We start from the raw sequence: 25,188 nt of genomic DNA on the forward strand, positions 1-25,188 counted from the left end.
TATGCATCCTGCATCAACCGTGTTTCAGGTTGTCTTCCAGCTTTTGCACCGCCAGTTTGGCCTTGTGATCGAGCTGGTTGACAAAAAACAGGCCGGAAAGGGCGGCAATCATGCCCGCCATGGTCGGTACCGTTGCTTTGGAGATCCCCGATGCCATCGCCCGCGGCGAACCGGTGCCGGTGATGGCCAGGGTATCAAACACCTGCACCATCCCCACCACGGTACCGAGCAGCCCCATCAACGGGCAGAGAGCGATCAGCACCTTGATGACCGGCATCCCCTTGTCCACCGCCATGGCAACCCGTGAGACCAGCTCGCGCCGGATCTGCTTGGCAGACCAGGAGAGATGATCGGTGCGGGCCAGCCAGGTGGCCTTGGTCTGCTTAACCTGCTTGGGGTAAACCGCCATGAAGTAGAACCAGCGCTCCAGCAACAGGGCCCACATCATCAGGGTCAGGAAGAACAGGGCGACCAGTACATCGCCCCCCAATCCCAAAAACCGGCGGACCGACTCGACTTCTTCAATCAACCAGAACCACATGGGTGACTCCTTACGCTGCGGCTTTGGATGCGTGCAGACGTTCCTGATAACGGGCGACGAAACCGGCGCTCTGCTCTTCCAGCACCTGGATCAGACGACGGCTCTGGGTCTGCACAATGGTGTAGAGGAACAGCATGGGCACCGCGACGACCAGACCCTGCATGGTGGTCACCAGCGCCTCGGAGATACCGCCCGCCATCAGCTTGGGATCGCCAGTACCGAACAATGTGATGGCCTGGAAGGTGGCGATCATCCCCACTACGGTGCCGAGCAGCCCCAGCAGCGGCGCGACGGAAGCGATCAGCTTGATGATGCTGATACCCTTCTCGAACTTGGGCACGTTGCGCAGGATGATCTCGTCGAGCTTGGACTCCAGATCCTCGATGTTGTCACCGCGATGGCTCTGGTAGGCCCCCAGCATGTCACCAATGGGGTTGCCCTTGATGATCTGATCGGATTTCAGCTGCTTGCGCATGGACGAGCCGATCAGCGACAGCCGGATACCGCAGAAGATGGCCAGCAGGGTACCGAGCACGCCGAGCACCATGATGACGTAACCCACTTCACCACCCTGATCGATCCGCTCCTTGAGAGTCGGTGACTGCACCAGCAGGGAGAGGATCACGCCGCGAGACGGGTCGATAAAGATGGGTTTGACCCCGTCACCGCCCTGTTCAAACTCGGCGATCGGTTCCAGCACGCTCTTCTCCGGTTGACGGGAGAGCTGCTCGAATTTACCGGTCTCCGGCACGAAGGTGAGGTACTTGCCTTCGGAGACAGTGTTGAACTCGCCGATCTGGGTGACGGTCTTCTCGGCCTGGTTGCCCTCACCGTAGACCACGGTCGCCGGGATCTGGCTCACCTTGCCACCGTCCACCATGCGGCTGAGGGTGGTGGTCCAGAACGCTTCCAGATCATCGCTGGAGGGGAGCTCTTTACTCTCGGCCAGACGGGTCAACAGGGCGGATTGCTCCGGATGCTCGACCCGACGAGCAGAGGCGTTGAAGATCCCCTTGAACTCACCGGCGAACTGACGCAGCACACCAAACATCTCGCCCATGTTGCCAGAACGCTGGCGCAGGGTTTCGGTCAGTTCGGTCAACTGCTTGTCGTTGGCATCAAAGGTCGCCTTGAGCTGCTCGCCCTTGGCGGTTTCGGCTGCCAGCTCGGCCTTGGCCTTGGCCAGCAGCGCCCCCTGCTCGTTCTTGTCAGCCAGGAAGCGGGCTTCCCGCTCCTTGTTGAGTTGGGATTCGCTCAGGCTGGAGGCCTTGACCTGGTTCAGCAGCGCATTGAGATCCACCGGTTTTTCGGCGGCGGTCACCGGCAGGGTGACCAGGGTTGCTCCCGCAATCAGGGAGGCAATAGCAAGTTTGATTCCTTTCATGATGCTTTCTCCGCAGTTTGAACCGGCAGCTTGATCAGCGCAGGAGGCGCCTGCTTCTTGGCGATGCGAAGGCCCTGTTCAACCGCACTGCGATACTCCTGGGGCAACTCTTCCCACTGACGGGTCTTCTTGTTCCACATGCCGGTCTCATTGCCATCCGGGGACTGGTAAAGCAACGCGATACGGCCAACCCGCAGGAACTCGTAGGTCTTCTCGCTGCCATCCTTGTCCAGGCTCGCCTTGTAGGATTCGATGGTGCGGCTGAAGCCCTCCTCGATCTGGTAAGCCTCCAGGATCTTGCGGTATTTCTCGGAGATGGTGACATCGGCCCGGTTCATCAGGTCGGTCAGGGCCGCCATGCGGTCCTCGCGCTCGACCTTCTGGAACGGCAGATCCAGCGCCACAAACTGCTCGAGGGAGTCGATCATCTTGAGCATCAGGGGCACCACTTCGGTGCTGGTCTGGTCGATCTGGGCGATCTGCTTTTGCATCGACGCCAGCTCGGCGCTCTGGGACTCGACCATCTTGCTCACCTGCTCGTTGTAGGTGCGCAGACTGTCAACCTGACGCAGGGCAGCCTTGTACTGAGCCAGTGCGGATTCGGCAGATTCGGCATAGCTGTCGATCTTCTGCTGGGAAACTTTGGATGCGTTGTCGGTGGCGGCTTGAGCGTCCACGGCCTGACCGGCAGTGGCGGCACTCAGATTGAAGCTGGTCAACAAGGCGGCCGAAACCAGGCTGCCAAGGAGCGCTTTCTTCATTGTAATGGTCCTTGTCTTCATAGGATTACCCTATCTCCGTAACTTCCTTGGACGTTGGGCACAGCCGGCCCGACCGGGCCGGCTGAGGTTGTATATCAACGGGGTTGATTAGAACTTCTGGGTGTAGTCGATGTAGTAGACGCGACCGTCGATGCCGTAGAGGTATTCATCGTAAGTGAAACCATCGTTGGACAGAGAAGGCCCGCGGTTGAACATGTTCTTCACACCGGTCTGGATCTTGGCATTCCAGCTGGTATCAACCGCCACGTTCAGGTTCCAGATGGTGTTGGAAGCGATATGGCCCTCTTCCTTGTCATCCACATAGTCCTGACTCTGGGAGTCGATATAGTTGGTGCTCAGGTAGGTATCCAGATTCCACAGCTGCGGGAAGTTGGCACCGATCCCGGAGTTGAAGCGGAAGTCGGGTTTGCCATTCCAGCCCTTCTTGTCGACCATTGGGCCACCAGCAAACAGACCTTCCTCATATTTCAGGATGTAGCTGCTGCCAAAGTCGTAACGCAGGGTGAAGGAGTTGAAGTCGTACTTGTAGTCCGCCTTGAAGTCGATACCACTGGTCTTGAGCTGCCCCAGGTTGACCATGCCGGCATAGACCTTCTCGACATCGCCGTTGGCATCACGGATGACGTTCGGGTTGCTGCCGGTGTTGAGCTCCTGATAGAACTGGGTCTGGGTGGTAGCCAGCTGGATCACGTCATCAATCTTGATGTAGTAGTAATCGAGCGACAGGTTCAGGTTGTCCAGCGGGTTGTAAGCAGCACCGATGGTAAAGGTGTCAGCCGTCTCTTCCTTCAGGTTCTTGTTGGATTGACGTGTTGTCTCGTACTGCGCTTCGGAACAGTTGGCAATGCCATTGGCCTGGCAGTAGACATAGTCCTTGGCAAAGTCCGCTGACTGGGCATCAGCCGCGTAGAGATCGTTCAGACCCGGCGCGCGGAAAGACTGGGACCAGGAGGTACGGAACATCAGCTGGTCGAGCGGTTGATAACGCAGACTCGCTTTGGGCGAGAAGGCGCTGCCAAAATCGCTGTACTTGTCATAACGACCCGCCAGGTTCAGTTCGATCTGCTCGGTGATGGGGATCAGGCTCTCGATGTAGGTGGCAAACACATCGCGCACACCACCACCGGAGTTACCGGATGAACCCAGTACGTTACCCGCTTCGGACTGGCTGTCATAGGTATCGGAGTAAACCCAATCGTTATACTCGGCCCCAAGATACCAGCTGACCGGGCCAGCGGGCAGTTCGCCCATATCCCAACCTACACCACCGTACCACTGGAAGAAGTCCATCTTGGAATTGCGGCTGGTGGTATAGGAGAGATCCTTGGTCGCCGCATCAGAGAAGCTGCCATTAACAAACTTGCCGGTATTGACCTGAGTTTCCACGGCAGGTGCCAAGACATAACCATTGCCGGTGCTCTGGTTATCTGTTTTGGAATACATGTAACCGGCGTTCCACTCCAGATCGCCTACTGCTTCGGTCGGCACCACCCCTTCAAAACCCAGGTTCAGGGTACCGGTCAAGTCAGTCACATCGTTGTCACGGGGGCCGACGTTGTTGAAGCGGTAGTAAACAGTCGCGGCCTTGGCGGTGCTGAAGTTGTTGGCAGACAGGACTGCTGCGCTGTCGGGGGTAGAACCATCCACGGTGAAGGCACCAGCGGCTGGCGCGAAACGACCAAAACTGGTGACGCGAGAACCAATCATCTGTGGTACGAAGTCCACATTGTCGTTGATATGGTAGCGCCCGTTCAGATAGACGGTATCGCGGGTACGAGAGGCAGTCTTGGCAGCGACTTGAGCAAAGTCGAAGCGGCAAGCCGTGCCCTTGGTGACGAAACCGGCGCCAGTACCTTCACAGTCAACTCCATTCAGGGTACGGGTAACGGTCTTGCCGGTCGTGGCATCCACTCCCTTGATATTGCGGCCATAGAGACTCGGTGCAGTTGCCCCCTCTTTCGCCAGATAGTCGCGATCCTTGTAATAGATCTCGTCTTTCACATCGTGCTCGTAGACCATCATCAAGGAGCCTTTCTCACCCGAGATGCCGCTAACGATGGAACCACTCTGCTCGTCACCACCCTCTTCGGTCGGTGAACCAACGCGCCCCTGGAATGACAAACCTTCAAAACCCTCTTTGAGGATCACGTTGATAACGCCGCCGATGGCATCAGAGCCATAGAGTGCGGAGCCACCATCCAGGTTCACTTCCACCCGCTCAACCGCCGCCATGGGGATAGTGTTGAGGTTGATGGCGGTGCCGCCCATAGAGGGAGAACCGGCGATACGCTTGCCATTAAGCAGCACCAGCGTGCGATCTTCACCAAGGCCACGCAGCCCTACTGTGGCTTGTGACTGGGCAGAACTACCGGAGGATGGGGAGAAACCACCGAAGGAGTTGTAGGAGGCCTGTTTCAGATAATCGGCCACAGTCTGCTGACCAGACTGTTCAATTTGAGCCTTGCTGACAGAGACAACCGGAGTTGCCCCCTCAACATCAACACGGGAGATACGGGAGCCAGTGACTTTGATTTTCTGCAGTTTTTCGACGTTCTGCCCTTCTTCGGCAGATACGGATGGGGCCGCCGCAAGGCTCGCCAAGGCGAACGCAATCGCAGCAGAGATTCTGCTCTTCCTAAGCATCGCTTATATCCTTCCTGGTTGTTTATTGTTTGCTTCCTGATACCGCCCTCTTTGGAGCGATGTGTAAGGCTTATCAATCTTTGACTAGCGGCGTCAATGGAGCAGGGGGGCGGCGAGGTCGAACGCAGAATAAGCGAAGTGTATTAATTTTGACCGGCACAATTAGTGAATAATTCCGTAAAAAACAACCAGAGCGATGTAAAAATATTGTTAAATGGCGTAAATGGCGCTGAATTAAAATTTGATGAACTTATTAGTTAGTGTGCTGTCTTTTTATATCTTATTTCGATTTATCGACCTTAATAAGAATAAAACACTAACTTCATCACTGGTGAACCGCACCTTTTTGGTAGTGGGGATAGATATAGGTGCCGAGATGATATCGTTTTCCTTCAGCTTTACCAGCCAAGCAAAAATCACAAAAATCAATATGTTAAAATTAAATCAAGCCTGGATAAACAGCTGTTTATGTTTTTTAAAATTATGTTGAACGGTAGCGTTTTGTTTTGATTTTCACTTTTCAGATAAAAAACATCATTTTTCGGCGTTTTTGGTTTCAGCGGGTCATTTGTCCCAGTTTTCCATTTCCTTGTACTTGATTTTTGTTGCAGAGCTTTTACAGTGGCCAAGCGGATTGTCTGCTGTTTGGCAACCAATCCAGCGCGTAATGCCAGGAAGGACAGGCCTGTCACCGGATTTGACTGGTCGCAAAAAAAGAACAACAAGGACGAGGTTCTACCATGCTGTCGTATTTCCTACGCCGGATGCTGTTGATCATCCCGACGTTTCTCGGTATCACCCTGCTCGTCTTCACCATCACCCGTTTCGTGCCGGGCGGCCCGGTCGAACGCATGCTGCTGCAAGCCCAGGTGTCCCAGAATGAATCTGGCCGCTCCAGCGGCAGCAAGGGGGCGCAGGCCCTCTCCGATGAACAGATCGAGGAGCTCAAGGCCTTCTATGGCCTCGACAAGCCGATGCTGGTCGCCTACTGGGAGTGGCTGCAGAAGCTGGCGGTGCTGGATCTCGGTGAATCAACCCGCTACTACGAGCCGGTGTGGGATCTTATCAAGGAGCGGCTGCCCGTCACCGCCTTCTTCGGACTGGCGACCTTTCTGCTGAGCTATGCGGTCTCCATCCCGCTCGGGGTGGCCAAGGCGCTCAGGCACAACAGCCGCTTCGACTCGTTAAGCTCCATGCTTATCTACATGGCCTATGCCCTGCCCGCCTACGTGGTGGGGATCTTCCTCATCACCGTGTTCGCCTTCCATCTGGAGTGGCTGCCAATGGGCGGTTTTCCGGGGGACGATTTTGAGTACATGGAGAGCAGTTGGGATCAGATCCGCACCGTCTTTGCCCATGCCCTGCTGCCGCTTATCGCCTACGCCATCGGCGATTTCGCCATCCTCACCATGACCATGAAAAACAGCCTGATGGAGAACCTGTCGGCCGATTATGTGCGTACCGCCGTGGCCAAGGGGTTGCCGTTTCGCAAGGCGGTCACCGACCACGCCATGCGCAACAGCCTGATCCCCATCGCCAGTCACCTGGGGTCCGTGCTCACCGTTTTCTTTGGCGGCTCCTTCCTCATCGAGACCATCTTCAACATCGACGGCATCGGCCTGCTCGGTTACGAGGCGATCGTCGAGCGGGATTACCCCACCGTGATGGGCATTCTGGCCATCACCTCCATGCTGATGCTGATAGGCAATATCGTCTCCGATATCTGCGTTGCCCTGGTAGATCCGCGCGTGCGGTTTGGAGATTGAACATGAACCAGACCTCTATTGCCATGCCGATGCTGATATCACGCCATATCGTCTCCGATATCTGCGTGGCCCTGGTAGATCCGCGAGTACGGTTTGGAGATTGAACATGAACCCTGTCACCTTAAAAAAACTCAAGCGCTTCAAGTCGATCAAGCGCGGCTACTACTCCTTCATCATCTTCACCACCCTGGTACTGCTCTCCCTGCTGGCAGAGCTGCTGGTCAACAGCCGGGCACTGATGGTGAGCTATCAGGGCCAGCTGCATTTCCCCACCTATGGCGATGTGATCCCCGGTCAGCAGTTCGGGCTCGATTACCAGTACGAGACCAACTACCGCCAGCTCAAGGCCAAATTTGCGGCAGAGGGCCAGGGCGACTGGGTGCTGCTGCCGCCGGTACCCTGGAACCCCTACGAGCAGGATTTCAAGGAGGATGCCTACCCGCCCTACGCCCCCAGCGCTGCTGAGCGCCACTTCCTCGGCACCGACACCAGCGGACGCGACGTGCTGGCGCGGCTGGTCTACGGCTTTCGCATTGCCATCGGCTTTGCCTTTATCGCACTGGCGGCCAGTTATGCCATCGGAGTCACCATCGGCTGCCTGATGGGTTTTCTCGGTGGCCGCTTTGACCTAATCCTGCAACGCTTTATCGAGATCTGGTCCCAGGTGCCGTTTCTCTACGTCATCATGATCCTGGTGTCGCTGGCCAAGCCCAACTTCGGCCTGTTTGTCGCCATCAACGTGCTGTTCGGCTGGATGGGGATCACCTGGTATATGCGCACCCTCACCTACAAGGAGCGGGCTCGGGACTATGTGATGGCGGCGCGGGCACAAGGGGCGACCACCGGGCGGATCATCTTCAACCACATCCTGCCTAACACCCTGATGATGATCGTCACCCTGGCGCCGTTTGCCGTGGTGGGCAATATCTCCACCCTGACGGCGCTCGACTATCTGGGCTTCGGGCTGGCTCCGCCAACCCCGAGCTGGGGAGAGCTACTCTCCCAGGGCATCAACAATCTGGATGCCATCTGGATCGTCAGCTCAGTGGTGGCTGCGGTGAGTCTGGTGCTGATCATGGTCTCCTTTATCGGTGAGGCGATCCGCGAGGCGTTCGATCCACGCAAATTTACCCGTTACCAATAAGCCAGCCGATGCCAGCGCATCGGCAGGCGTCGGGTAACGAACAGTGATTAATGAAGGACGGGCCGCCGCCATCGGCGGTCCCGGGAGCAAGGGATAATCCCGTTATCAATCAAGACCCCCAGTGCAGGGGCCAGACCTGGAAGTCAAACATGAAAAATAAAATCAAATGGATAGGTGCTCTCTTTGTGCTGGTAAACGGATCCTGGGTCTGGGCGGCCAGCCTGCCCGCGGATCTCAAATGGGAGACCAACGACACGGATCCGGTGTTCGCCTCCCCCAAGGCGCTGTCGGGCGGCAGCCTCAATATGTTTGTGGAGAGCTTTCCGCTGACGTTCCGCACCGTGGGGCCTGACTCCAACGGATCGTTCCGCTCCTTCATTCTCGATAACCAGTTGCGACTCATCAGCTTCCACCCCAATACCGGCAACCCCATCCCCTCGCTGGCGACCCACTGGGCCATCGCGCCAGACAGCCAGACCGTCTACTTCAAGCTGGATCCCCGCGCCAAATGGTCGGATGGCAAGCCGGTCAATGCCGATGACTACACCTTCGGCTACGAGATGATGCGCTCCAAGCACATCAAGGGGCCCTGGTTCAACAACTACTACACCACTGAAGTGGTCGCGGTAGAGAAGATCGATGATCACACCATTATGGTCAAAGCGGGCAACCGCAAGGCCAAGATGGACCTGCTCAACACCACCGAGCTGTGGCCCCAGCCCAAGCACTACTACAAGCTGACCCCCAACTGGGTGAAGCAGTACAACTGGGCCGTGGTGCCCATCACAGGTCCCTACGTGATCAGCGACGTCAAGAAGGGCAAGTCGGTCACCTTCAGCAAGCAGAAGGATTGGTGGGCAAAGGATGATCGCTACAACCAGCACAGATTCAACATCGACACCATCAAGGTGCAGGTGATCCGCGACCACAACATCGCCTTCCGCCACTTCCTGAAAGGGGAGATCGATACCTTCGAGATGATCCTGCCCAACTGGTGGCATGAAAAAGCGGTCACCCCGGAGTACAAAAAAGGCTACGTGCAGAAGGTGATGGCCATGACCGACACCAAACAGGGCGGTCAGGGGGTGCACCTCAATGTGGCCAACCCCAAGCTGGCGGACGTGAACGTGCGCCTCGGCATCCAGCACGCCTTCAACATCGACAAGATGATCGAGACCGTGCTGCGCGGCGACTATGACAGAGCCACCACCTTTGACTCGGGTTTTGGCGAGTTCACTGACATCACGTTGCCTGAGCGGGCTTATGACATCGGCAAGGCGCGGGAGTACTTTGCCAAGGGCGGCTACAACAAGCCGGGGCCGGACGGCATCCTGCAAAATGAGAAGGGAGAGCGGCTGACGCTGGCGCTCACTTACACCAGTCAGGAGCACTCCAAGCGACTGACCGTGCTGAAAGAGGAGGCCAAGAAGGCGGGTCTGGATCTGGAGCTCAATCTGGTGGATGGCGCCACCGGCTTCAAGGTGATGCTGGAGAAGAAACACGAAGCGGCCTGGCTCGGTTGGGGCGGCGGCGGTCTCTATCCGCAATATTGGGAGTTTTTCCACTCCGCCAACGCCAACAAACCGCAGACCAACAACCTGTTCAACGTGGCTGACAAGGAGCTGGACGCGCTGATCGATGCCTACAACGTCGAATTCGACATGGCCAAACGGGCCAAGCTCTCCCAGCAGATCCAGCAGCGCATCTATGACCTCGCCATCTTCGTGCCCGGGGTGCAGCTCAACTATGTGCGGGCCAGCAGCTGGCGTTATGTGATGCTGCCGGAAGTGCCTGCCACCAAGAACACGCCGGATCTGCTCTACTGGCCGATGGATGGTTATCCTCACAGTAGTGGCGGTCTGCTCTGGCTAGATCCCAAGGTGAAGGAAGAGACCCGCAACGCCAAGGAGGCAGGGGAGGCTCTGGCGCCCATCAACCTGCTCGACAAGACCTATGCACGTCATTGATATTCAGGCCATTGCGAAGGGAGCAGCCGTTATGCCCAACACCCAGGCCCCCATTCTTGACGTACCGGATAACGGGGGGGAGTTCGCCGCTGATCACGGCCAGCACCAGGCCCCAATCCTCGAAGTACGCGATCTTGAGGTGGAGTTCGCCGTCGATGACGGCAAGATCAAGGTGCTCGACGGGGTCAGCTTCAAGGTGGCACCGGGTCAGACGCTGGGGATCGTCGGCGAGTCCGGCTGTGGCAAGAGTGTCACTTCACTCGCCATCATGGGGCTGCTGCCCAAGCCCCACGGTCAGGTAGTCGCCGGTTCCATCCGCTTTCAGGGGGAGGAGCTGCTGTCACTTGCGCCGGATCAGATGTACAAGGTGCGCGGCAACCGCATCTCGATGATCTTTCAGGAGCCGATGACTGCCCTCAACCCGGTGCAGACGGTGGGGGAGCAGCTGATGGAGGTGTTTCGCCTCCATCGCCCCGAGTATGACAAGGCCCAGCGTAAAGCCGCGGCCATCGCCATGCTGCAGAAGGTGGGGATCCCAGAACCGGCCCAGCGCTTTGCGGTCTATCCCCACAACCTCTCCGGCGGCATGCGCCAGCGAGTGATGATCGCCATGGCGCTCTCCTGCGAGCCAGACCTGCTTATCTGTGACGAGCCGACCACGGCGCTGGATGTCACCATTCAGGCCCAGATCCTCGAATTGATGAAAGAGCTGCAGGCCCAGACCGGGATGGCCATCATCTTTATTACCCACGATCTGGGGGTAGTGGCGGAGCTGTGCGACGAGGTGGTGGTGATGTACGCCGGGCGGGCAGTAGAGCAGGCCGACGTGTTCGAGCTGTTTGACCACCCCCGTCACCCCTATACCCACGGCCTGATGAGCTCGATCCCGCGCCTTGAGGATGAGCCCAAGAGCCTGCTCAAGACCATCAAGGGACAGGTGCCAGCCCTGCACGAGATGCCCGCTGGCTGCCGCTTCTCCAACCGCTGCCCCAATGCGACCGATCTCTGCATCAGCGCCACTCCGGCGGTGGAGCAACTCAATCCGCGCCACCATGTCGCCTGTCACTACTGGAAGGAGTTGACCGTATGAGCACTCTGTTATCGGTCAGGGATCTGAAACAGCATTTCCGGCTGGGAGGCGGGTTCCTGCGCAAGCAATATACGGTTCACGCGGTGGATGGCATCAGCTTCGACCTGAAACAGGGGGAGACGCTGGGGCTGGTGGGTGAGTCGGGCTGCGGCAAGTCCACCCTCGGACGCAGCCTGCTCAAGCTGTTCGAGCCGACCGCGGGCACCATCACCTTCGAGGGGCGCGATATCACCGCCCTCAGCCCGAAGGAGATGCGCTCCCTGCGTCAGGAGATGCAGATGGTGTTTCAGGATCCTGCAGAATCTCTCAACAGCCGTCACACCGTGGGCCAAATTTTGGAGGAGCCCTTTATCATCCACGGTAAAGGCAACACCGAGCAGCGGCGCGGGTGGGTGCAAGAGCTGCTGGCAAAAGTGGGCCTGCCGGGAAGTGCGGTGGATCGCTACCCCCACGAGTTTTCCGGCGGTCAGCGCCAGCGCATCGGCATCGCCCGCGCCATCGCCCTCAAGCCCAAGCTGCTGGTGTGCGACGAGGCGGTCTCGGCCCTCGATGTCTCGGTGCAGTCCCAGATCGTCAACCTGCTGCTCAGCCTGCAGCGGGAGATGAACCTCTCCATCATCTTCATCGCCCACGATCTGTCGGTGGTCAAACACATCTCGGATCGCATCGCGGTGATGTATCTGGGACGGATCGTCGAACTGGCGGATGCCCAGTCGCTCTATCTGGCGCCGCGCCACCCTTACACCCAGGCGCTGATCTCTGCCATTCCGGTACCGGATCCACGCAGGCGCAGCCAGCGCATCCTGCTGACCGGCGATGTGCCCTCCCCCATCTCGCCGCCAAGCGGCTGCCACTTCCACCAGCGCTGTCCCCATGCGACCGAGCTGTGCAAAAGCAAGGCGCCAAGGCTTGAGGCGTGTGATGAGGCCCATCATCAGGTGGCCTGCCACACCCCGCTCGCCGTCGGTAGTCACGCCATCAGCGGCAGTTCCATCAGCAGCAACGCTACGAGCGGTGACAGCAGGCTGGAACAGGCGAGCTAGGCGCAGCGAACAAACGCCAGGGTAGAAACAGACGAGGCGGCCATCAGGCCGCCTCGTGCTATCGGGTCAATCTGCCAACCGTCAGGCGATCTGGTAGCGCCCCGGCTTGTGGTTGAGTGTCAACACCAGATTACAGATAACCGCCGCCACGATGGAGAGGGCCAGAATCCAGGGTTGCACCACGAAGAACGAGGCGATGACGATGGCGCAATCGAGCCCCATCTGCAGCTTGCCCGCCCTAATGCCAAAGCGATCCTGAATAAAGAGCGCCAGAATATTGAAGCCCCCCAGACTCGACTTGTGGCGAAACATGATAAGCAGCCCCATACCGATCAGGGTGCCGCCGATCAGCGCCGCATAGAGGGGCTCTATCTTGCCGATCTGCAACACCCCGTTGAGGTGATCGGTCATGTAGGAGACCGCCGCCACCGAGACGAAGGTGTTGAAGGTAAAACGTGGCCCCATCCGCAGCCATGCCAGCGCATAGAAGGGCAGGTTGATGCCGAAAAACAGCAGGCCGAAGCTGATTCCGGTCACCTTTTGCAGCAGCAGCGCCAGCCCGGCAGTCCCGCCGGTGAGCAGGCCAACCTGATGAAACAGAAAGATGCCGAGGGAAACAAAGCCGGCCGCCGTCAGCAGGGCCAGCACATCCTCATAAATAGGATGGGCAGTGCGAATCGAGGTGTTGTCCATAACCTGTATCCAAGCGAAGTAAAGAGAGAGTGTCTGTCGCCTGCCGTTGCGGGCGGGCTGCGAGCCCTGTCCACAGGGCTTCGTTATGGGGTCCAGTCTATTTTTTGTGAAAAGGATCACAACAGTCAGGCTGAACGCCCCATTCTGGTGCCTGTCATCTAGCATTGACACTCGCTGCACCAAGATGCAGCATGCCGCGGTTTAAGCGCGCCATCCCCCATTCACAGCACGAGGCACTTTTCATGAAGGTCACCATTTTTGGCACAGGCTATGTCGGGCTGGTGCAGGCCGCCGTTCTGGCCGAGGTGGGCCATCAGGTCTGCTGCGTGGATGTGGATGACGAGCGGATCGCCGCCCTCAGGCAGGGGCAGATCCCCTTCTATGAGCCGGGGCTGGCCCCGCTGGTCGAGAGCCATCTGGCCAGCGGCCGCTTGAGCTTCACGGTCGATCCCGCCATTGGCGTGGCACACGCCGACCTACTGCTGATCGCCGTGGGTACCCCGGCTGACGAGGATGGCTCGGCCGACCTGCAACATGTGCTGGCGGTGGCCGACACAATAGGCCGACTGATGAGCAGCCCCAAGCTGGTGGTGACCAAGAGCACTGTGCCGGTCGGCACGGCGCAGCAAGTAAGAGAACACATTGAGCTACAGTTGGCCGAACGTGGGCTAACCCTCACCTGCGAGGTGGCGGCCAACCCCGAGTTTCTCAAGGAGGGAGCGGCGGTCAACGACTGCATGCGGCCGGATCGCATCATCATCGGCTGTGACAGTGAGCGGGCACTTGAGCAGTTGCGCGCCCTCTACGCCCCCTTCAACCGCAATCACGACCGGATCGTGGTGATGGATCTGCGCAGCGCCGAGCTCACCAAATACGCCGCCAACGCCATGCTGGCCACCAAGATCTCCTTTATGAACGAGATGGCGGCCCTCGCCGAGCAGCTGGGGGCAGATATCGAGGCGGTGCGCCAGGGGATGGGGGCCGATCCCCGCATCGGTTACCACTTTATCTACCCGGGCTGCGGCTATGGCGGTTCCTGCTTCCCCAAGGATATCAAGTCGTTGCGCCATACCGCGGCGAGTGTCGGCTGCGACGCCCCGCTGCTGGCAGCGGTCGAGCAGGTCAACCAGCGCCAGCAACAGAAGATGGCGCAAACCCTGCTGACCCGCTTTGGCCCGGACCTGCGCGGCCGCCCCTTCGCCCTGTGGGGGCTGGCGTTCAAACCCGGCACCGACGATATGCGCGATGCGCCGAGCCGCCCGCTACTGGCCGCCATCTGGGCTGCCGGTGGCCGGGTACAGGCCTTTGATCCCAAGGCGATGGCTCGCGCCCGTGAACTTTACGGCGAGCGACCGGATCTGCTGCTCTGCCCGACTCAGGAATCTGCATTGGAGGGGGCCGATGCCCTGCTCATCTGTACCGAGTGGCAGGCGTTTCGCGCCCCCGATTTCCAACAGCTAAAGGCCCTGCTCAACAAGCCCGTCATCATCGATGGCCGCAACCTCTATGACCCGCGCCAGCTCAGCGAGCTCGGGTTTGACTATCACGCCATCGGGCGGCCACATCTTCCCGCCAAAAAGCAGCCTGCCAACACCAGCTGCAACCCGGAGACTCAACCATGATCTATCTGGTCACCGGCGTCGCCGGCTTTATCGGTTTTCACGTGGCCAGCCAGTTATGCGCCGCAGGTCATCAGGTGGTGGGCATCGACAACCTCAACGACTACTACGAGGTGAGTCTGAAAGAGGCGCGGCTGGCAAAGCTGGCCAGTTTCCTCAATTTTCACTTCGAGCGGCTGGATCTGGCGGATCGCGAGGCGATGGCGACCCTGTTTGCCAGCCACGGTTTCGAGAGGGTGATCCATCTGGGGGCGCAAGCGGGGGTGCGTTACTCCATCGATAATCCGTTCGCCTATGCCGACAGCAACCTTACCGGCATGCTGACGGTGTTGGAGGGGTGTCGTCACCACGGGATTCAGCACCTCATCTACGCCTCCTCCAGCTCGGTCTATGGCATGGGGGATCAGATGCCCTACTCCACCGCGCAGAAGGTGGATCACCCCGTCTCCCTCTACGCCGCCACCAAGAAGAGCGGTGAGTTGATGGCCCACGCCTATTCGGCGCTCTATGGCCTGCCCACCACAGGGCTGCGCTTCTTTACCGTCTACGGCCCTTGGGGTCGCCCCGACATGGCCATCATCAAGTTCACCCGCGCCATCCTCGCGGGCGAGCCAATCGACGTCTATAACCACGGCGATCTAAGCCGTGACTTCACCTTTATCGACGACATAGTCGCGGGGATCCTCGCCGTGGCAGACCAGCTGCCCCGCCCCAATCCCGATTGGCACGCCAGCGAGCAGAGCCCGGCCGAGAGCGCAGCTCCCTACCGCATCCTCAATATCGGCAACGGCCAGCCGGTGCGGCTGCTCGACTTTATCGAGGCACTGGAAGAGGCTATCGGCAAACCCGCCATCAAGCGGATGTTGCCGATGCAAGCAGGCGACATGCACGCCACCTGGGCCGACAGCGAACCGCTACACACCCTCACTGGTCTGCGCCCCGCTACGCCCCTCAAGCAAGGTGTTGCCGAGTTCGTCCGCTGGTATCTCGACTACTACCGGCCCGACCGCTGACCTGCTTCAGGCGCGACGTGCCTGCCGAACAGGCACCAGTACCATGACTGCCATGGTCAGCAGCACGCCGAACACACCCCAGCCCACCTGCCGCCAGATAACCACCTCCCCGCTCAGCATGCCGGTCAACAACACCAGTACCGGGATCAGGTAGGTGTAGGCCGAGACCTGCTCCGGCTGCAGCACCACACTCCCCTGCTGAAACAAAAAGAAGCTGAGCGCCGTGGCAAACAACGCCAAATAGGCAAGACCAAGCCAGAGCGTCAGTGACACCTGCTGCCAGTCGGTCGCCAGCAGCCGCGGCGCTGCCACCAGAGTGAGCAACAGGGTGGCGCAGATCAGAGTCCAGCAGGTGAGATGGGCAAACGACTCCCCCCGGTAATAGCGCTTCACCACTATGGGGTTGAGGGCCATCCCCACACAGCCAAGTAGATAGATGCGATTGCTGGGGGTGAGGCTCAGACTCGCCAGCTGGCTCAACTCACCGCGAAAGATGATGAGAGCAGCCGCCACCATTCCCCCCAGCAATGCAAACGCCATCGACCAACCGATGCGGCGTTGTAACATAAGCATGCTGGCCAGCGCGCTAATGAGGGGAACCGTGGTGTAGAGCGCGCTGGCATCGAGGGCGCTGGTCTCCTGCAGCGCCACGAACATGGCGACGAAGTAGCAGAGGGCCGGCAGCGAGATGAGGGTATAACGCCCCAGATCCCGCAGCGAAGGCAGCACCAGACGACGTTGGCAAGCCAGCAGAGTCACGAAGGTAAGCGCCGCCAGCAAGTAGCGCGCCCAAGTGACCACCAGAGGGTCCAGCACCGCGGTGAGGGCACTACCGATGGGAAAGGAGAGACTGATGAGCAGGGTGAACAACAACACCTTGCCGTGAGCCTGCACGAAATGAAAACGGGGATGGGACATGGCATGCACCTGTGAAAAGGGGCGCCCCGCCGGGCGCCGCACTGGATTGGAATGATTCAATAACTACCGTCGGCAGCAACCGGCGTCTTGCCCTCGATAGTGGCCAGCAACTGGCCAAGCAGGCTGGAGGCACCGAAGCGAAAGCGCTCGGCAACCAGCCACTGATCGCCAAAGAGTGCGGCCGCCATGGCCAGATACTCCGCCGCCTCCTGCGCGCTTTTCACCCCGCCTGCCGCCTTGAAGCCCACCCGGTTCTGCGCACCGCGCTCGGCGATGGCTGCCAGCATGGTGCGGCACGCCGCAGGGGTGGCATTGACCGGCACCTTGCCGGTGGAGGTCTTGATGAAATCGGCCCCCTCCTCGATGGCAAGCAGGGAGGCGGCGCGGATAAGCGCGGGCTCCTGCAGCTCGCCGGATTCGATGATCACCTTGAGCAACCGCGTTCCGCATAATGCCTTGCAGCCGCGCACCAGCGCCCGGGCGGGTGCCTCGTCCCCCGCCTTGAGCGCACGCCAGGGGATCACCAGATCGATTTCGTCGGCGCCATCGAGGAGGGCTGCGCGGGTCTCGGCCAGCACGCTGGCCAGCTCATCGTCACCATGGGGGAAGTTGACCACGGTGGCGACCTTGATTGCGGGAGTGCCCTGCGCCGCCAGGGTGAGCCTGGCCAGCCCCACGAAACGCGGATAGATGCAGACCGCAGCGGTGTTGCCGACGGGGGTCTGCGCCTGGTGGCAGAGGGCGATGATGCGCGCGTCGTGGTCATCGTCATTGAGGCTGGTGAGATCCATCAAGCGGATGGCCCGGCTGGCGGCCTCGGTGGCGGCGCAGGCAGGTGCAAAAGCAGTAGCTGGAATCATGGAAGGCTCCTGTCGGGATAAGAAAGGGGCGCCGCAGCGCCCCGGGATAAAGGATGGGACGCTCAGGCCAGGGAGAAGAAGATCCCGGCGATGGCGGCGCTCATCAGGTTGGAACAGGTGGCAGCCAGCACGGTACGCAGGCCGTAGCGGGCGATGAAGTCGGTGCGGGAGGGGCAGAGGGTGCCCAGGCCACCGATCAGGATCCCCATGGAGGCCAGGTTGGCAAAGCCGCACAGGGCGAAGCTGATGATCACCTTGGACTTCTCCTCCAGCACCTGCAGGCCGGCGGCGGTCACAGTGCTGGCGTCTTTCAGGTAGGGGGAGAGGTCGCTGTAGGCCACGAACTCGTTCACCACCAGCTTCTTGCCGATCATGGCGCCAGCGATGCCGATGTCCGCCAGCGGCACCCCGAGCAGGAAGGCGAGCGGCGAGAAGATCCAGCCCAGGATGAGCTCGAGTGAGAGCGGCATGCCCACCATCTCCCCCACCCCGCCCAGCAGGGTGTTGACCAGGGTCACCAGCCCTATCATGGCGATCAGCATGGCGCCGATGGCCGCCGCCAGCTTGAGGCCGCTGCTGGCCCCCTCGCCTGCCGCCGCCAGCACGTTCTCCGGCTTCTTGCCGTCAAACTGGATGCTGTTGTCGAACACATAGTCCGGCTGGCTGGTTTCGGGGATGATCAGCTTGGCGAACAGGATCCCGCCCGGCGCCGCCATGAAGGAGGCGGCCAGCAGGTACTGCATGTCCACCCCCATCATGGCGTAGCCCGCCAGCACGGTGCCGGAAACCGAGGCCATGCCGCCGCACATGACGGCGAAGAACTCCGAATCGCTCATCTTGGGCATGTAGGGTTTGACCACCAGCGGTGCCTCGCTCTGACCGACGAAGACGTTGGCCACCGCCGACATGGATTCGGTCTGGGAGGTGCCGAGCAGGCGGGCCATGGCGCCGCCGATGAAGCGGATCACCAGCTGCATGATGCCGAGGTAGTAGAGCACGGCGATCAGCGCCGAGAAGAACACCACCAGCGGCAGCACGTTGAGGGCAAACACGAAGCCGATGCCGTCCACCGAGAAGTTGACCAGGTTGCCAAACAGGAAGTGGATGCCCGCCTTGCCGCTTGCCAGCACGGCGTCGACCCCGTGGGCCATTCCCTCCAGCGCCCGGCGCCCCAGCGGTACATAGAGCACCAGGGCACCGATGGCGACCTGCAAGGCTAGCGCCAACCCCACGGTGCGCAGGCGAATGGCCCTGCGGTTGGTCGATGCGAGCACGGCGATGAGGATCAGCGCCGCCATACCGAGAAATCCTGCTGCAAACATAACTGACCTCCTGGTCGTTCCCTGCTTACTGGAAGTGGTGCTTGATAAAGGCGTTGATGAGGCGGATGAAGTCCGTTTCCGCCAGCTTGGCGCACTTGAGGGTCTGCTCATGGGAGAGCTGCACGTCGCCAAGCCCCTCCGCCATGTTGGTGATGGCGCAGATGGCCAGCACCGGCAGCGCACAGTGGGCGGCGCTGACCACTTCCGGTACCACCGACATTCCCACCACGTCGCCACCAATGATCTGCATCATGCGGATCTCGGCCGCGGTCTCGAAACAGGGGCCGCTGTAGGAGACGAACACCCCCTGATTGACGGCGATCCCCTCCCGCTCGGCCAGCGCCAGCGCCTCGCTGCGCAATCCCTTGTCATAGGCATTGGCCAGGCTGAAGAAGCGCGGGCCGTAGGCCTCGTCATTGGCGCCCGTCATGGGAGTGCCCGGCATGGTGTTGATGTGATCGTTGAAGATGACCAGGGAGCCGACCCCGATCCGCTCCGGGCGCAGCGAGCCGGCCGCATTGGTCACCAGCAGCAGCTCGCAGCCCAGCTGCTTGAAGGTGCGCACCGGGGTAGTCATCACCTTCATGGTTTCGTGTTCGTAGTAGTGGCCGCGCCCCTTCATGCAGACCACATCCACCCCGTGCAGCTTGCCGAGCACCAGCTCGCCGCTGTGGCCGGCCACCGTACTGACCGGGAAGCCATCCAGCTCCTCGTAGGGAATGGTGGCCTTCTCCTCCAGCGCATCGGCCAGCACACCGAGGCCGGAGCCCAGGATCATGGCGGCACGGGGGGCGAAACCCGGCTTGCGGGCGAGAATGGTGGCGACGGCGTTGAGTACCGGATTTGTTGCATGAGCTGCACCTCTTGAGGCTGTAAATGGGACATGGCGCTCACTTTAGGAGAGGTATTGGGCGATAAAAATCTCTAAAATCGGCCTGACTATCCTGATTTTCAGCACAATTTCCTGTCGGGAAATGGCTGCAAACCGCAGGAATCGGCATGAATGGCGCTGATTGGCCCCGTTTTGCCGCCAACCAGCCCCGGCACGATCAAAACGGGCCGGCAAAGGTGTGAGCCGGATCGACCATCCGCCGCGCAGCGGCGCTGCTGCTATCCGCTCGGACAGTGAAAACTTTGACGGGGATCGCCCCCCCGGCTCTCTATCAGCAACCGAAGGAGGTCACTTGGCCCTCGACTGTCACTGGCGCGATCGCGTCACCCTCAAGATGCTGCGTTACTTCCATGCTGTGGCCAGTCATGGTCACTTCAGCCGGGCTGCCCAGCAGCTCAATGTCTCCAAGTCACCGCTCAGCGCCCAGATAAAGGAACTCGAATCCCTGCTGGGGCTGGCACTGTTCGAGCGCCATACCCGCCAGGTGAGCCTCACCGCCACCGGCCGTCTGCTGCAAGCCGAGTGCACTTTGCTGTTTGACGTGCTGGAAAGTGGCCTTAACCGGGTGGTTCAGGCGGGGCGCATGGAGCACAACCAGATCCGCATCGGACTGGTCAGCTCCATCTTCTGGGCCGGCTTTGGCGAGGTGATCCGCCAGTGCCACCAGCGCTACCCCGAGTTCGAAATCACCTTCACCGAGCTCTCCCCCGAGCTGCAGAAACAGGCGCTCACGCGCAAGGAGATAGATCTCGGCCTCGCCCGCTTCGCCGACACCGTCAACATCCACCCACTGCTGGCCGAGACTGTCTATCGCGAATCCATGGTGCTGGTAGTATCGGACGAGCATCCGCTGCGAGATCGCAAACTGGTCTCCTTGCCCGAGCTTGCCGGGGAGCAGTTCGTGCTGATGAGCCGCACCAACTCCTCCTCTACCGACCTCATCATCAACGCCTGCCTGGTAGAGGGTTTCTACCCCCACCTCAATCAGGAAGTGGTTGAACCCAACACCCTGATGGCGGTGGTGGCCACCAGCCAGCAGGTGGCGTTGGTGCCTGCCAGCTACGCGCGCCAGAAGTGGCCCCACGTCCGCTTCATCCGCCTCGAACAGGCGATCCCCGCCGATCTCTGTGTGCTCTGTGCCCCGCCCGGTGACGGGCAATCAGCGGCGATCCGCCACTTCATCGACACCATGAGCGAACAGATGAATCTGCCTTCCGGTCATTGATGAGTTAATCCGGTACCACTGGCTTGCCACGCGCTTTAGGATGGCTGAACGCACTGTCTGCGCACCATAGCGAGGATTTGAGATGCAATCACAGGAACAGGGTCTGATCGATGGACTGTTCGACCGCCTCAAGCAAGCGCAAGCCAGGGATAGCAAGCGAGACCCACAAGCGGATCTGCTGATCCGCCAGCATCTGGCAGAACTGCCCGATGCCCCCTACTACATGACCCAGGCGCTGCTAATTCAGCAGGCTGCCCTTACTCGCCTCAACGAGCGGGTCAAGGAGCTGGAAGCTAGCCAGAGCGCCCCAAATGGTGGCAGTTTTCTCTCCGGCCTGTTTGGTAGTGAAAGCAGCCCTCCTCCGCGCTTTACGCCGCCACCGGCATCCGCTCCTGCCCAGCTAGCACCCCGTGCCAGCTCCTTTTTGGGCGGCGCCCTGCAAACCGCTGCCGGGGTTGCCGGCGGCGTCATGCTGGCCGATATGATCGGCGGACTGTTTCACAACAACCGCCCCGAGGAGATCATCGGCATCATAGAGCCAGCGCCCATCGCCAATCCGGTCGATGCGGAACCGGTACGCTGGGATGGCTGGGATTCACCTCCCGATGCTGGCAGCAATTTTCTCGACGACGATAGCCAGAGTGGCGGCTGGGCCGACAGTGACGATAACAACGGCGGTTTCTTCTGACCGTCAAACCATTACTGGCCCCGCATCTGGCGGGGCCCAACTCGATACGAAACCCATGACTATGGAAAGTGTGATGACACCACGGATCGGCAGCGGCATGACGCGATATACTCAGCCCGCTTCGTGCCACCCGGGAACAACTCCCGACCCCAGGCGCTCTGTCCGTGGCCACGCCCCCCCCCCATGACGACAAGGAGCCACCTGATGATCCGAACCCTGCTTTTGACCGGTGCCGCCATTGCGGCCTATGCCCTGACCCAGAGCCACTCTCTGCTTCCCCTGCTCAGCCTGCTGGCCCTGCTTTCGCTCTGGGTTGTCAGCGAAATTGGCAGCTTCTATCGCGCGCTTCCTCCCGCCATGCTGGATGAGCAGGAGTATCACCACGACTTTTAACCGGATGAAAAATGGTGTGAAACTGTCGAGATGCCGTTAGTTCCATACCGTTTTGCTCTCTGAAATCCCCCCGCTATAACAACAGGATCCACTGGGTTCGTGGCGATGGCAGCCATGTTCCTCTATATCTTCTGTACTCAAACAGGAGATAACCCATGAGGCACATCAGCGAAAACGGACTGTTTTTGCTGCTTTTTTTGTCGTTGTTGCTGGCAGGTACGCCGCGGGCGATGGCACAAGGCAGGGATTTCAGACAGGCCCCCAAGGCACTGACGGCGATCAAGCAGGGCCAAGTTGCCCAGCAACACGGTCATCTGCAAAAAGCCATCGCCCTCTACTGTGTCGCCGCCAGCACCGGCAACCCGGAAGGATATTTCCGGATCGGCCGCCTGCTCGCCACCGGCCCCGCCTCGGTACGCAGCGCGAAAATGGCCAACAGCTATCTCGCCATGGCGATGCGCCTTGGCAACCAGCAGGCCAGCCGCTACTACAACCCGCGGGTCGGCAATGCCCCCATGGGCGATCAGTGCGGTGTCGGCATGCGCGGCGGACAAGGGAGTTATTTCGCCCTGCCCAGCACACCGTTCAATGTCGAGGCCTATCTGGCACGCCAGCCCCCCGCCAAGCAAAAGCTGGTCACCATGCTCCGTCACGCCGCCAAACACCATAAGGTGGATGCCCGGCTGGTGCTGGCCATCGCCATCGCCGAATCCAATCTCAACAGCCGCGCCGTTTCACCCAAAAATGCTCAGGGGCTGATGCAGCTGATCCCCGAAACCCAGCAGCGTTTTGGTGTCACTCAACCCTTTGATCCTGCTCAGAACATCAAGGGTGGCGTCAGTTATCTCAAGTGGCTGGATCGCCGTTTCGATGGCGACTGGGTTCTGATCTCGGCAGCCTACAACGCTGGTGAAAAGGCGGTTGAGCGCTATGGCGGTATACCGCCATATGACGAGACCCGAGAGTATGTCAAACGGGTGCTCTACTTCGCTGGCCACAAGCAGCCCTGAACCTGTTCGACCAGCTGCACGCTATTGACAAAAAACGTACCAACATTGCGCAATCGTTTTCCTTTCGGTAGGATCCGGCGCTTTATTGCCAGACCAACAGGTATCCCATGAATTTCATCAAACGTTGCTCGCGCCTGCTCACGCTGTTTGCACTCTTTTCCTCCTCCATCATGGCGGCCACTCCGGCGCCAGCCCCCATCCTGATCCAGGGGGCAATGGACGTCGAAGTCGAGACGCTGGTGGCCGCCCTCAAGGACAAGCAGGAGCTGACCGTAGGCGCCTGGACCTACTGGCAGGGCACCATCTCGGGTTATCCGGTAGTTGTCTCTCGTACCGAAGTGGGGCTGGCCAATGCAGCTGCTGCCACCACTCTCGCCATGGAGCGCTTCCATCCGCGCCTCGTCATCAATCAGGGCACGGCTGGCGGCCATGACCCGGCGCTGCACCGGGGCGATATCGTTATCGGTACCAAAAGCTTCAATATGGGGGCCTATCGCAGTGACCTGACGTCGGCCGAGCAGGGTGTCGACCCGAGCAAATGGCACAACTTCGATGTCACCATGCGCCTGCGCGACAACGGCAAGCTGGTGGAGCACTCCTCCTTTGCCGGCGATCCCGAGCTGGTTGGCCGCGCCCTTGGCATGGCCGACAGTTATCGCCACGGCCGCGTAGTTGCCGGCATCATAGGCACTGCCGATGAGTGGAACCGGCAGGTGGCCCGCATCAACTGGCTGCATCAGACCTACAACACGGCCGCAGAAGAGATGGAGACCTCCTCCGCCGCGCTGGTAGCCGAGGCCTACAAGGTGCCATTTGTCGGGATCCGGGTGCTCTCCAACACCGATCTGCATGGCGAGGAGTTCGATCCGAAGACCGCCATCCACTGCCAGCAGTTCGTCATTGATTACGCAAAAGCACTCATCAACAGCTTCAACAAAGCCTGATGAGCCAGAGAGGCCGCCACTATGGTGGCCTCTCTGCTTTCGGGGCTTGCCCCACGCTCTCTTCCTCAGCCGATATCAACTCTCCGGACATGCCCTGCGCCCATAGTGGCGGTAGTAACCCACCAGATTGCTGACCAGAAACAGCCCCTCCATCAGCGCGGCCACCGGAGAGCCCACCAGCAGGTTGTTGACCAGCCAGCAGAGGGTGCCGAGCAGCATCCAGCGCCGCAGTTGGCGATCATCCGGGCAAAACGCGGCCCTGGTTTGCAGCAGGCTCGCCAGCAGCCCGATCAATGAGAGTACGCCCTGATAGGTCGCCAGCGCCGCCGCCCAGGCCAACCCCATGAAAAACCACATCAAGATGCGGCGAACCAGCCAGATGCTCACCAGAAAGCGCATACTGGCCAGCAGCAACAGGCTGGCGGCCGACCACTGCCCGAGCAGGGCAAAGTGACCGGCATTGAGGGCGCAGGAGAGGGCCAGACAGGCCAGGATCCTGCGGCGATCCCGCAACTGAAACGACAACAGATCGAGCAACAAGGCCAGGCTAACCACCAGTTGCGACCACAGAAACAGCGACATCATCCACACCTCATCCGTCATTTGGATGGCGCAGCATGAGGGGATGGTCGGAGAGCGGCATTAACCCGTGTTAATGCGCCTGCGGATCCGTGACAGAGTGACCGGAGTGATACCGATATAGTTGGCGAGCTGCACCTGAGTGAGCCGCGCAGGCCAGTGAGGGAAGGTGTGGCAGAGCTCCCGATAACGCTCCTCGGGAGAGTGGAGCAGCAAAAACGCCTCCTTGCGCTCCTTGTAACCGAGCTGCTGGCGCAGCAGGGCCATGCAGACCGGCTGCCAGGCGGGCTCATCCAGCAGGGTGAGCGGTACCCGCACCACCTGCAGCTCCGTCAGCGCCTCCAGCTGGTAGCGGGCGGGCGACCCCGTGAGCCAGCTGTCATAGAGCAGGCAGAGCTCCCCTTCGAAGTAGAACTCCTTGCAGCGCTCCTGTCCGTCCCGGGTGTAGTGGCAGGCGCGAGCGATGCCCGCTTCGATATAGAAGGCAGCTTCCTGCTCCGCCCCTTGCGCCAACAGTGCCTGACCGGCGCGCAGCGTCTGCCGTGGCAAGCGCAGGCTGATGGCTTCGCTCAGCGCGACGTCTAATCCCATTGTGCAGAGAAAGGCGGCCAGCGAGGGGGCTTGAGGAGATGGGTTCATGACGGCTCCGGAACAAAACGGCAGCCCACATCA

The 25,188-nt window shown here is 60.1% G+C and carries 23 protein-coding genes and 1 pseudogene; 12 read left to right on the forward strand and 12 right to left on the reverse strand.

The annotated features are described in order from the left end of the window. Positions 1-13 precede the first annotated feature (13 nt). The 5 genes from ACTG1P_RS09225 to ACTG1P_RS09245 all read right to left on the reverse strand — a co-directional run bounded on the left by ACTG1P_RS09225 (position 14) and on the right by ACTG1P_RS09245 (position 6,075). Positions 14-541: a MotA/TolQ/ExbB proton channel family protein gene (locus tag ACTG1P_RS09225; protein WP_005338936.1), complete on the reverse strand. Its 528-nt coding sequence runs from the start codon at positions 539-541 to the stop codon at positions 14-16. Positions 542-551: 10 nt separating this feature from the next. Then, positions 552-1,925 carry a MotA/TolQ/ExbB proton channel family protein gene (locus ACTG1P_RS09230; RefSeq protein WP_440001077.1) on the reverse strand — a complete coding sequence of 458 codons (1,374 nt, stop codon included), beginning with the start codon at positions 1,923-1,925 and terminating at the stop codon, positions 552-554. Beyond that, positions 1,922-2,686: a DUF3450 domain-containing protein gene (locus tag ACTG1P_RS09235; protein ID WP_440001078.1), complete on the reverse strand. Its 765-nt coding sequence runs from the start codon at positions 2,684-2,686 to the stop codon at positions 1,922-1,924. Before ACTG1P_RS09235 ends, ACTG1P_RS09230 begins: the two co-directional genes overlap by 4 nt. Positions 2,687-2,794: 108 nt before the next feature. Continuing rightward, positions 2,795-5,350, reverse strand: a complete 2,556-nt coding sequence (locus ACTG1P_RS09240; protein ID WP_440001079.1) for a TonB-dependent receptor — start codon at positions 5,348-5,350, stop codon at positions 2,795-2,797. A gap of 425 nt (positions 5,351-5,775) precedes the next feature. Then, positions 5,776-6,075, reverse strand: a complete 300-nt coding sequence (locus ACTG1P_RS09245; protein WP_440001080.1) for a hypothetical protein — start codon at positions 6,073-6,075, stop codon at positions 5,776-5,778. Between the two features lie 15 nt (positions 6,076-6,090). Here ACTG1P_RS09245 and ACTG1P_RS09250 point away from each other — a divergent pair, with 15 nt between their 5' ends. The 5 genes from ACTG1P_RS09250 (at position 6,091) to ACTG1P_RS09270 (ending at position 12,360) form a co-directional block, all read left to right on the forward strand. Next, positions 6,091-7,116 carry an ABC transporter permease subunit gene (locus ACTG1P_RS09250; protein WP_031227629.1) on the forward strand — a complete coding sequence of 342 codons (1,026 nt, stop codon included), beginning with the start codon at positions 6,091-6,093 and terminating at the stop codon, positions 7,114-7,116. A 100-nt stretch (positions 7,117-7,216) separates the two neighbouring features. Beyond that, the gene (locus ACTG1P_RS09255) at positions 7,217-8,260 is read left to right on the forward strand and encodes an ABC transporter permease (RefSeq protein ID WP_440001081.1); all 1,044 of its coding nucleotides are present in this window, start codon (positions 7,217-7,219) and stop codon (positions 8,258-8,260) included. Between the two features lie 149 nt (positions 8,261-8,409). Further along, positions 8,410-10,227, forward strand: coding sequence for an extracellular solute-binding protein (locus ACTG1P_RS09260; protein WP_440001082.1), 1,818 nt, complete (start codon positions 8,410-8,412; stop codon positions 10,225-10,227). Positions 10,228-10,258: 31 nt separating this feature from the next. Further along, positions 10,259-11,317, forward strand: coding sequence for an ABC transporter ATP-binding protein (locus tag ACTG1P_RS09265; RefSeq protein WP_440001083.1), 1,059 nt, complete (start codon positions 10,259-10,261; stop codon positions 11,315-11,317). Beyond that, positions 11,314-12,360, forward strand: a complete 1,047-nt coding sequence (locus tag ACTG1P_RS09270) for an ABC transporter ATP-binding protein (protein WP_440001084.1) — start codon at positions 11,314-11,316, stop codon at positions 12,358-12,360. Before ACTG1P_RS09265 ends, ACTG1P_RS09270 begins: the two co-directional genes overlap by 4 nt. A gap of 81 nt (positions 12,361-12,441) precedes the next feature. Here ACTG1P_RS09270 and ACTG1P_RS09275 read toward each other — a convergent pair whose 3' ends face one another. Further along, positions 12,442-13,053: a YitT family protein gene (locus ACTG1P_RS09275; RefSeq protein WP_139409491.1), complete on the reverse strand. Its 612-nt coding sequence runs from the start codon at positions 13,051-13,053 to the stop codon at positions 12,442-12,444. 242 nt (positions 13,054-13,295) lie between these two features. Between ACTG1P_RS09275 and ACTG1P_RS09280 the strand changes: the two genes are divergently transcribed. Continuing rightward, positions 13,296-14,675: a UDP-glucose dehydrogenase family protein gene (locus tag ACTG1P_RS09280; RefSeq protein ID WP_440001085.1), complete on the forward strand. Its 1,380-nt coding sequence runs from the start codon at positions 13,296-13,298 to the stop codon at positions 14,673-14,675. Further along, on the forward strand, positions 14,672-15,685 hold the full coding sequence (locus tag ACTG1P_RS09285; protein ID WP_440001086.1) for an NAD-dependent epimerase: 1,014 nt from the start codon (positions 14,672-14,674) through the stop codon (positions 15,683-15,685). Before ACTG1P_RS09280 ends, ACTG1P_RS09285 begins: the two co-directional genes overlap by 4 nt. Before the next feature lie 6 nt (positions 15,686-15,691). On the opposite strand, the gene ACTG1P_RS09290 is transcribed toward ACTG1P_RS09285, so the two are convergent. From ACTG1P_RS09290 to xapA, 4 genes and pseudogenes are all read right to left on the reverse strand, one after another. Then, entirely contained in the window at positions 15,692-16,603 is a 912-nt protein-coding gene (locus tag ACTG1P_RS09290) for a DMT family transporter (RefSeq protein ID WP_440001087.1), read from the reverse strand. 56 nt (positions 16,604-16,659) lie between these two features. After that, positions 16,660-17,463: a deoxyribose-phosphate aldolase gene (gene deoC / locus ACTG1P_RS09295; protein ID WP_440001088.1), complete on the reverse strand. Its 804-nt coding sequence runs from the start codon at positions 17,461-17,463 to the stop codon at positions 16,660-16,662. 62 nt (positions 17,464-17,525) lie between these two features. Further along, positions 17,526-18,785, reverse strand: coding sequence for a NupC/NupG family nucleoside CNT transporter (locus ACTG1P_RS09300; RefSeq protein ID WP_029301694.1), 1,260 nt, complete (start codon positions 18,783-18,785; stop codon positions 17,526-17,528). 25 nt (positions 18,786-18,810) lie between these two features. Continuing rightward, a pseudogene (gene xapA / locus ACTG1P_RS09305) lies at positions 18,811-19,617 on the reverse strand (xanthosine phosphorylase); the annotation flags it as partial. Positions 19,618-19,969: 352 nt separating this feature from the next. On the opposite strand from xapA, the gene ACTG1P_RS09310 reads away from it, so the two are divergent. The 5 genes from ACTG1P_RS09310 (at position 19,970) to ACTG1P_RS09330 (ending at position 23,937) form a co-directional block, all read left to right on the forward strand. Beyond that, on the forward strand, positions 19,970-20,902 hold the full coding sequence (locus ACTG1P_RS09310; RefSeq protein WP_440001089.1) for a LysR family transcriptional regulator: 933 nt from the start codon (positions 19,970-19,972) through the stop codon (positions 20,900-20,902). Positions 20,903-20,984: 82 nt separating this feature from the next. Then, on the forward strand, positions 20,985-21,590 hold the full coding sequence (locus ACTG1P_RS09315) for a DUF2076 domain-containing protein (protein ID WP_440001090.1): 606 nt from the start codon (positions 20,985-20,987) through the stop codon (positions 21,588-21,590). Positions 21,591-21,794: 204 nt separating this feature from the next. Then, the gene (locus tag ACTG1P_RS09320; RefSeq protein ID WP_440001091.1) at positions 21,795-21,983 is read left to right on the forward strand and encodes a hypothetical protein; all 189 of its coding nucleotides are present in this window, start codon (positions 21,795-21,797) and stop codon (positions 21,981-21,983) included. Positions 21,984-22,138: 155 nt separating this feature from the next. Continuing rightward, a complete protein-coding gene (locus ACTG1P_RS09325; RefSeq protein WP_440001092.1) occupies positions 22,139-22,993 on the forward strand; it encodes a lytic transglycosylase domain-containing protein in 855 nt (284 codons plus the stop codon). Between the two features lie 107 nt (positions 22,994-23,100). Then, positions 23,101-23,937 (forward strand): phosphorylase family protein, encoded by an 837-nt coding sequence (locus ACTG1P_RS09330; RefSeq protein WP_429098013.1) that lies wholly within the window; start codon positions 23,101-23,103, stop codon positions 23,935-23,937. Between the two features lie 75 nt (positions 23,938-24,012). Here the strand turns inward: ACTG1P_RS09330 and ACTG1P_RS09335 are convergent, their stop codons facing one another. Further along, positions 24,013-24,522, reverse strand: coding sequence for a YgjV family protein (locus tag ACTG1P_RS09335; RefSeq protein WP_440001093.1), 510 nt, complete (start codon positions 24,520-24,522; stop codon positions 24,013-24,015). Positions 24,523-24,579: 57 nt separating this feature from the next. After that, a complete protein-coding gene (locus ACTG1P_RS09340; protein ID WP_440001094.1) occupies positions 24,580-25,155 on the reverse strand; it encodes a Crp/Fnr family transcriptional regulator in 576 nt (191 codons plus the stop codon). Between the last annotated feature and the right edge of the window lie 33 nt (positions 25,156-25,188).

Source organism: Aeromonas sp. 11P (genome assembly GCF_051920165.1).
Classification (GTDB): Bacteria; Pseudomonadota; Gammaproteobacteria; order Enterobacterales; family Aeromonadaceae; genus Aeromonas; species Aeromonas veronii.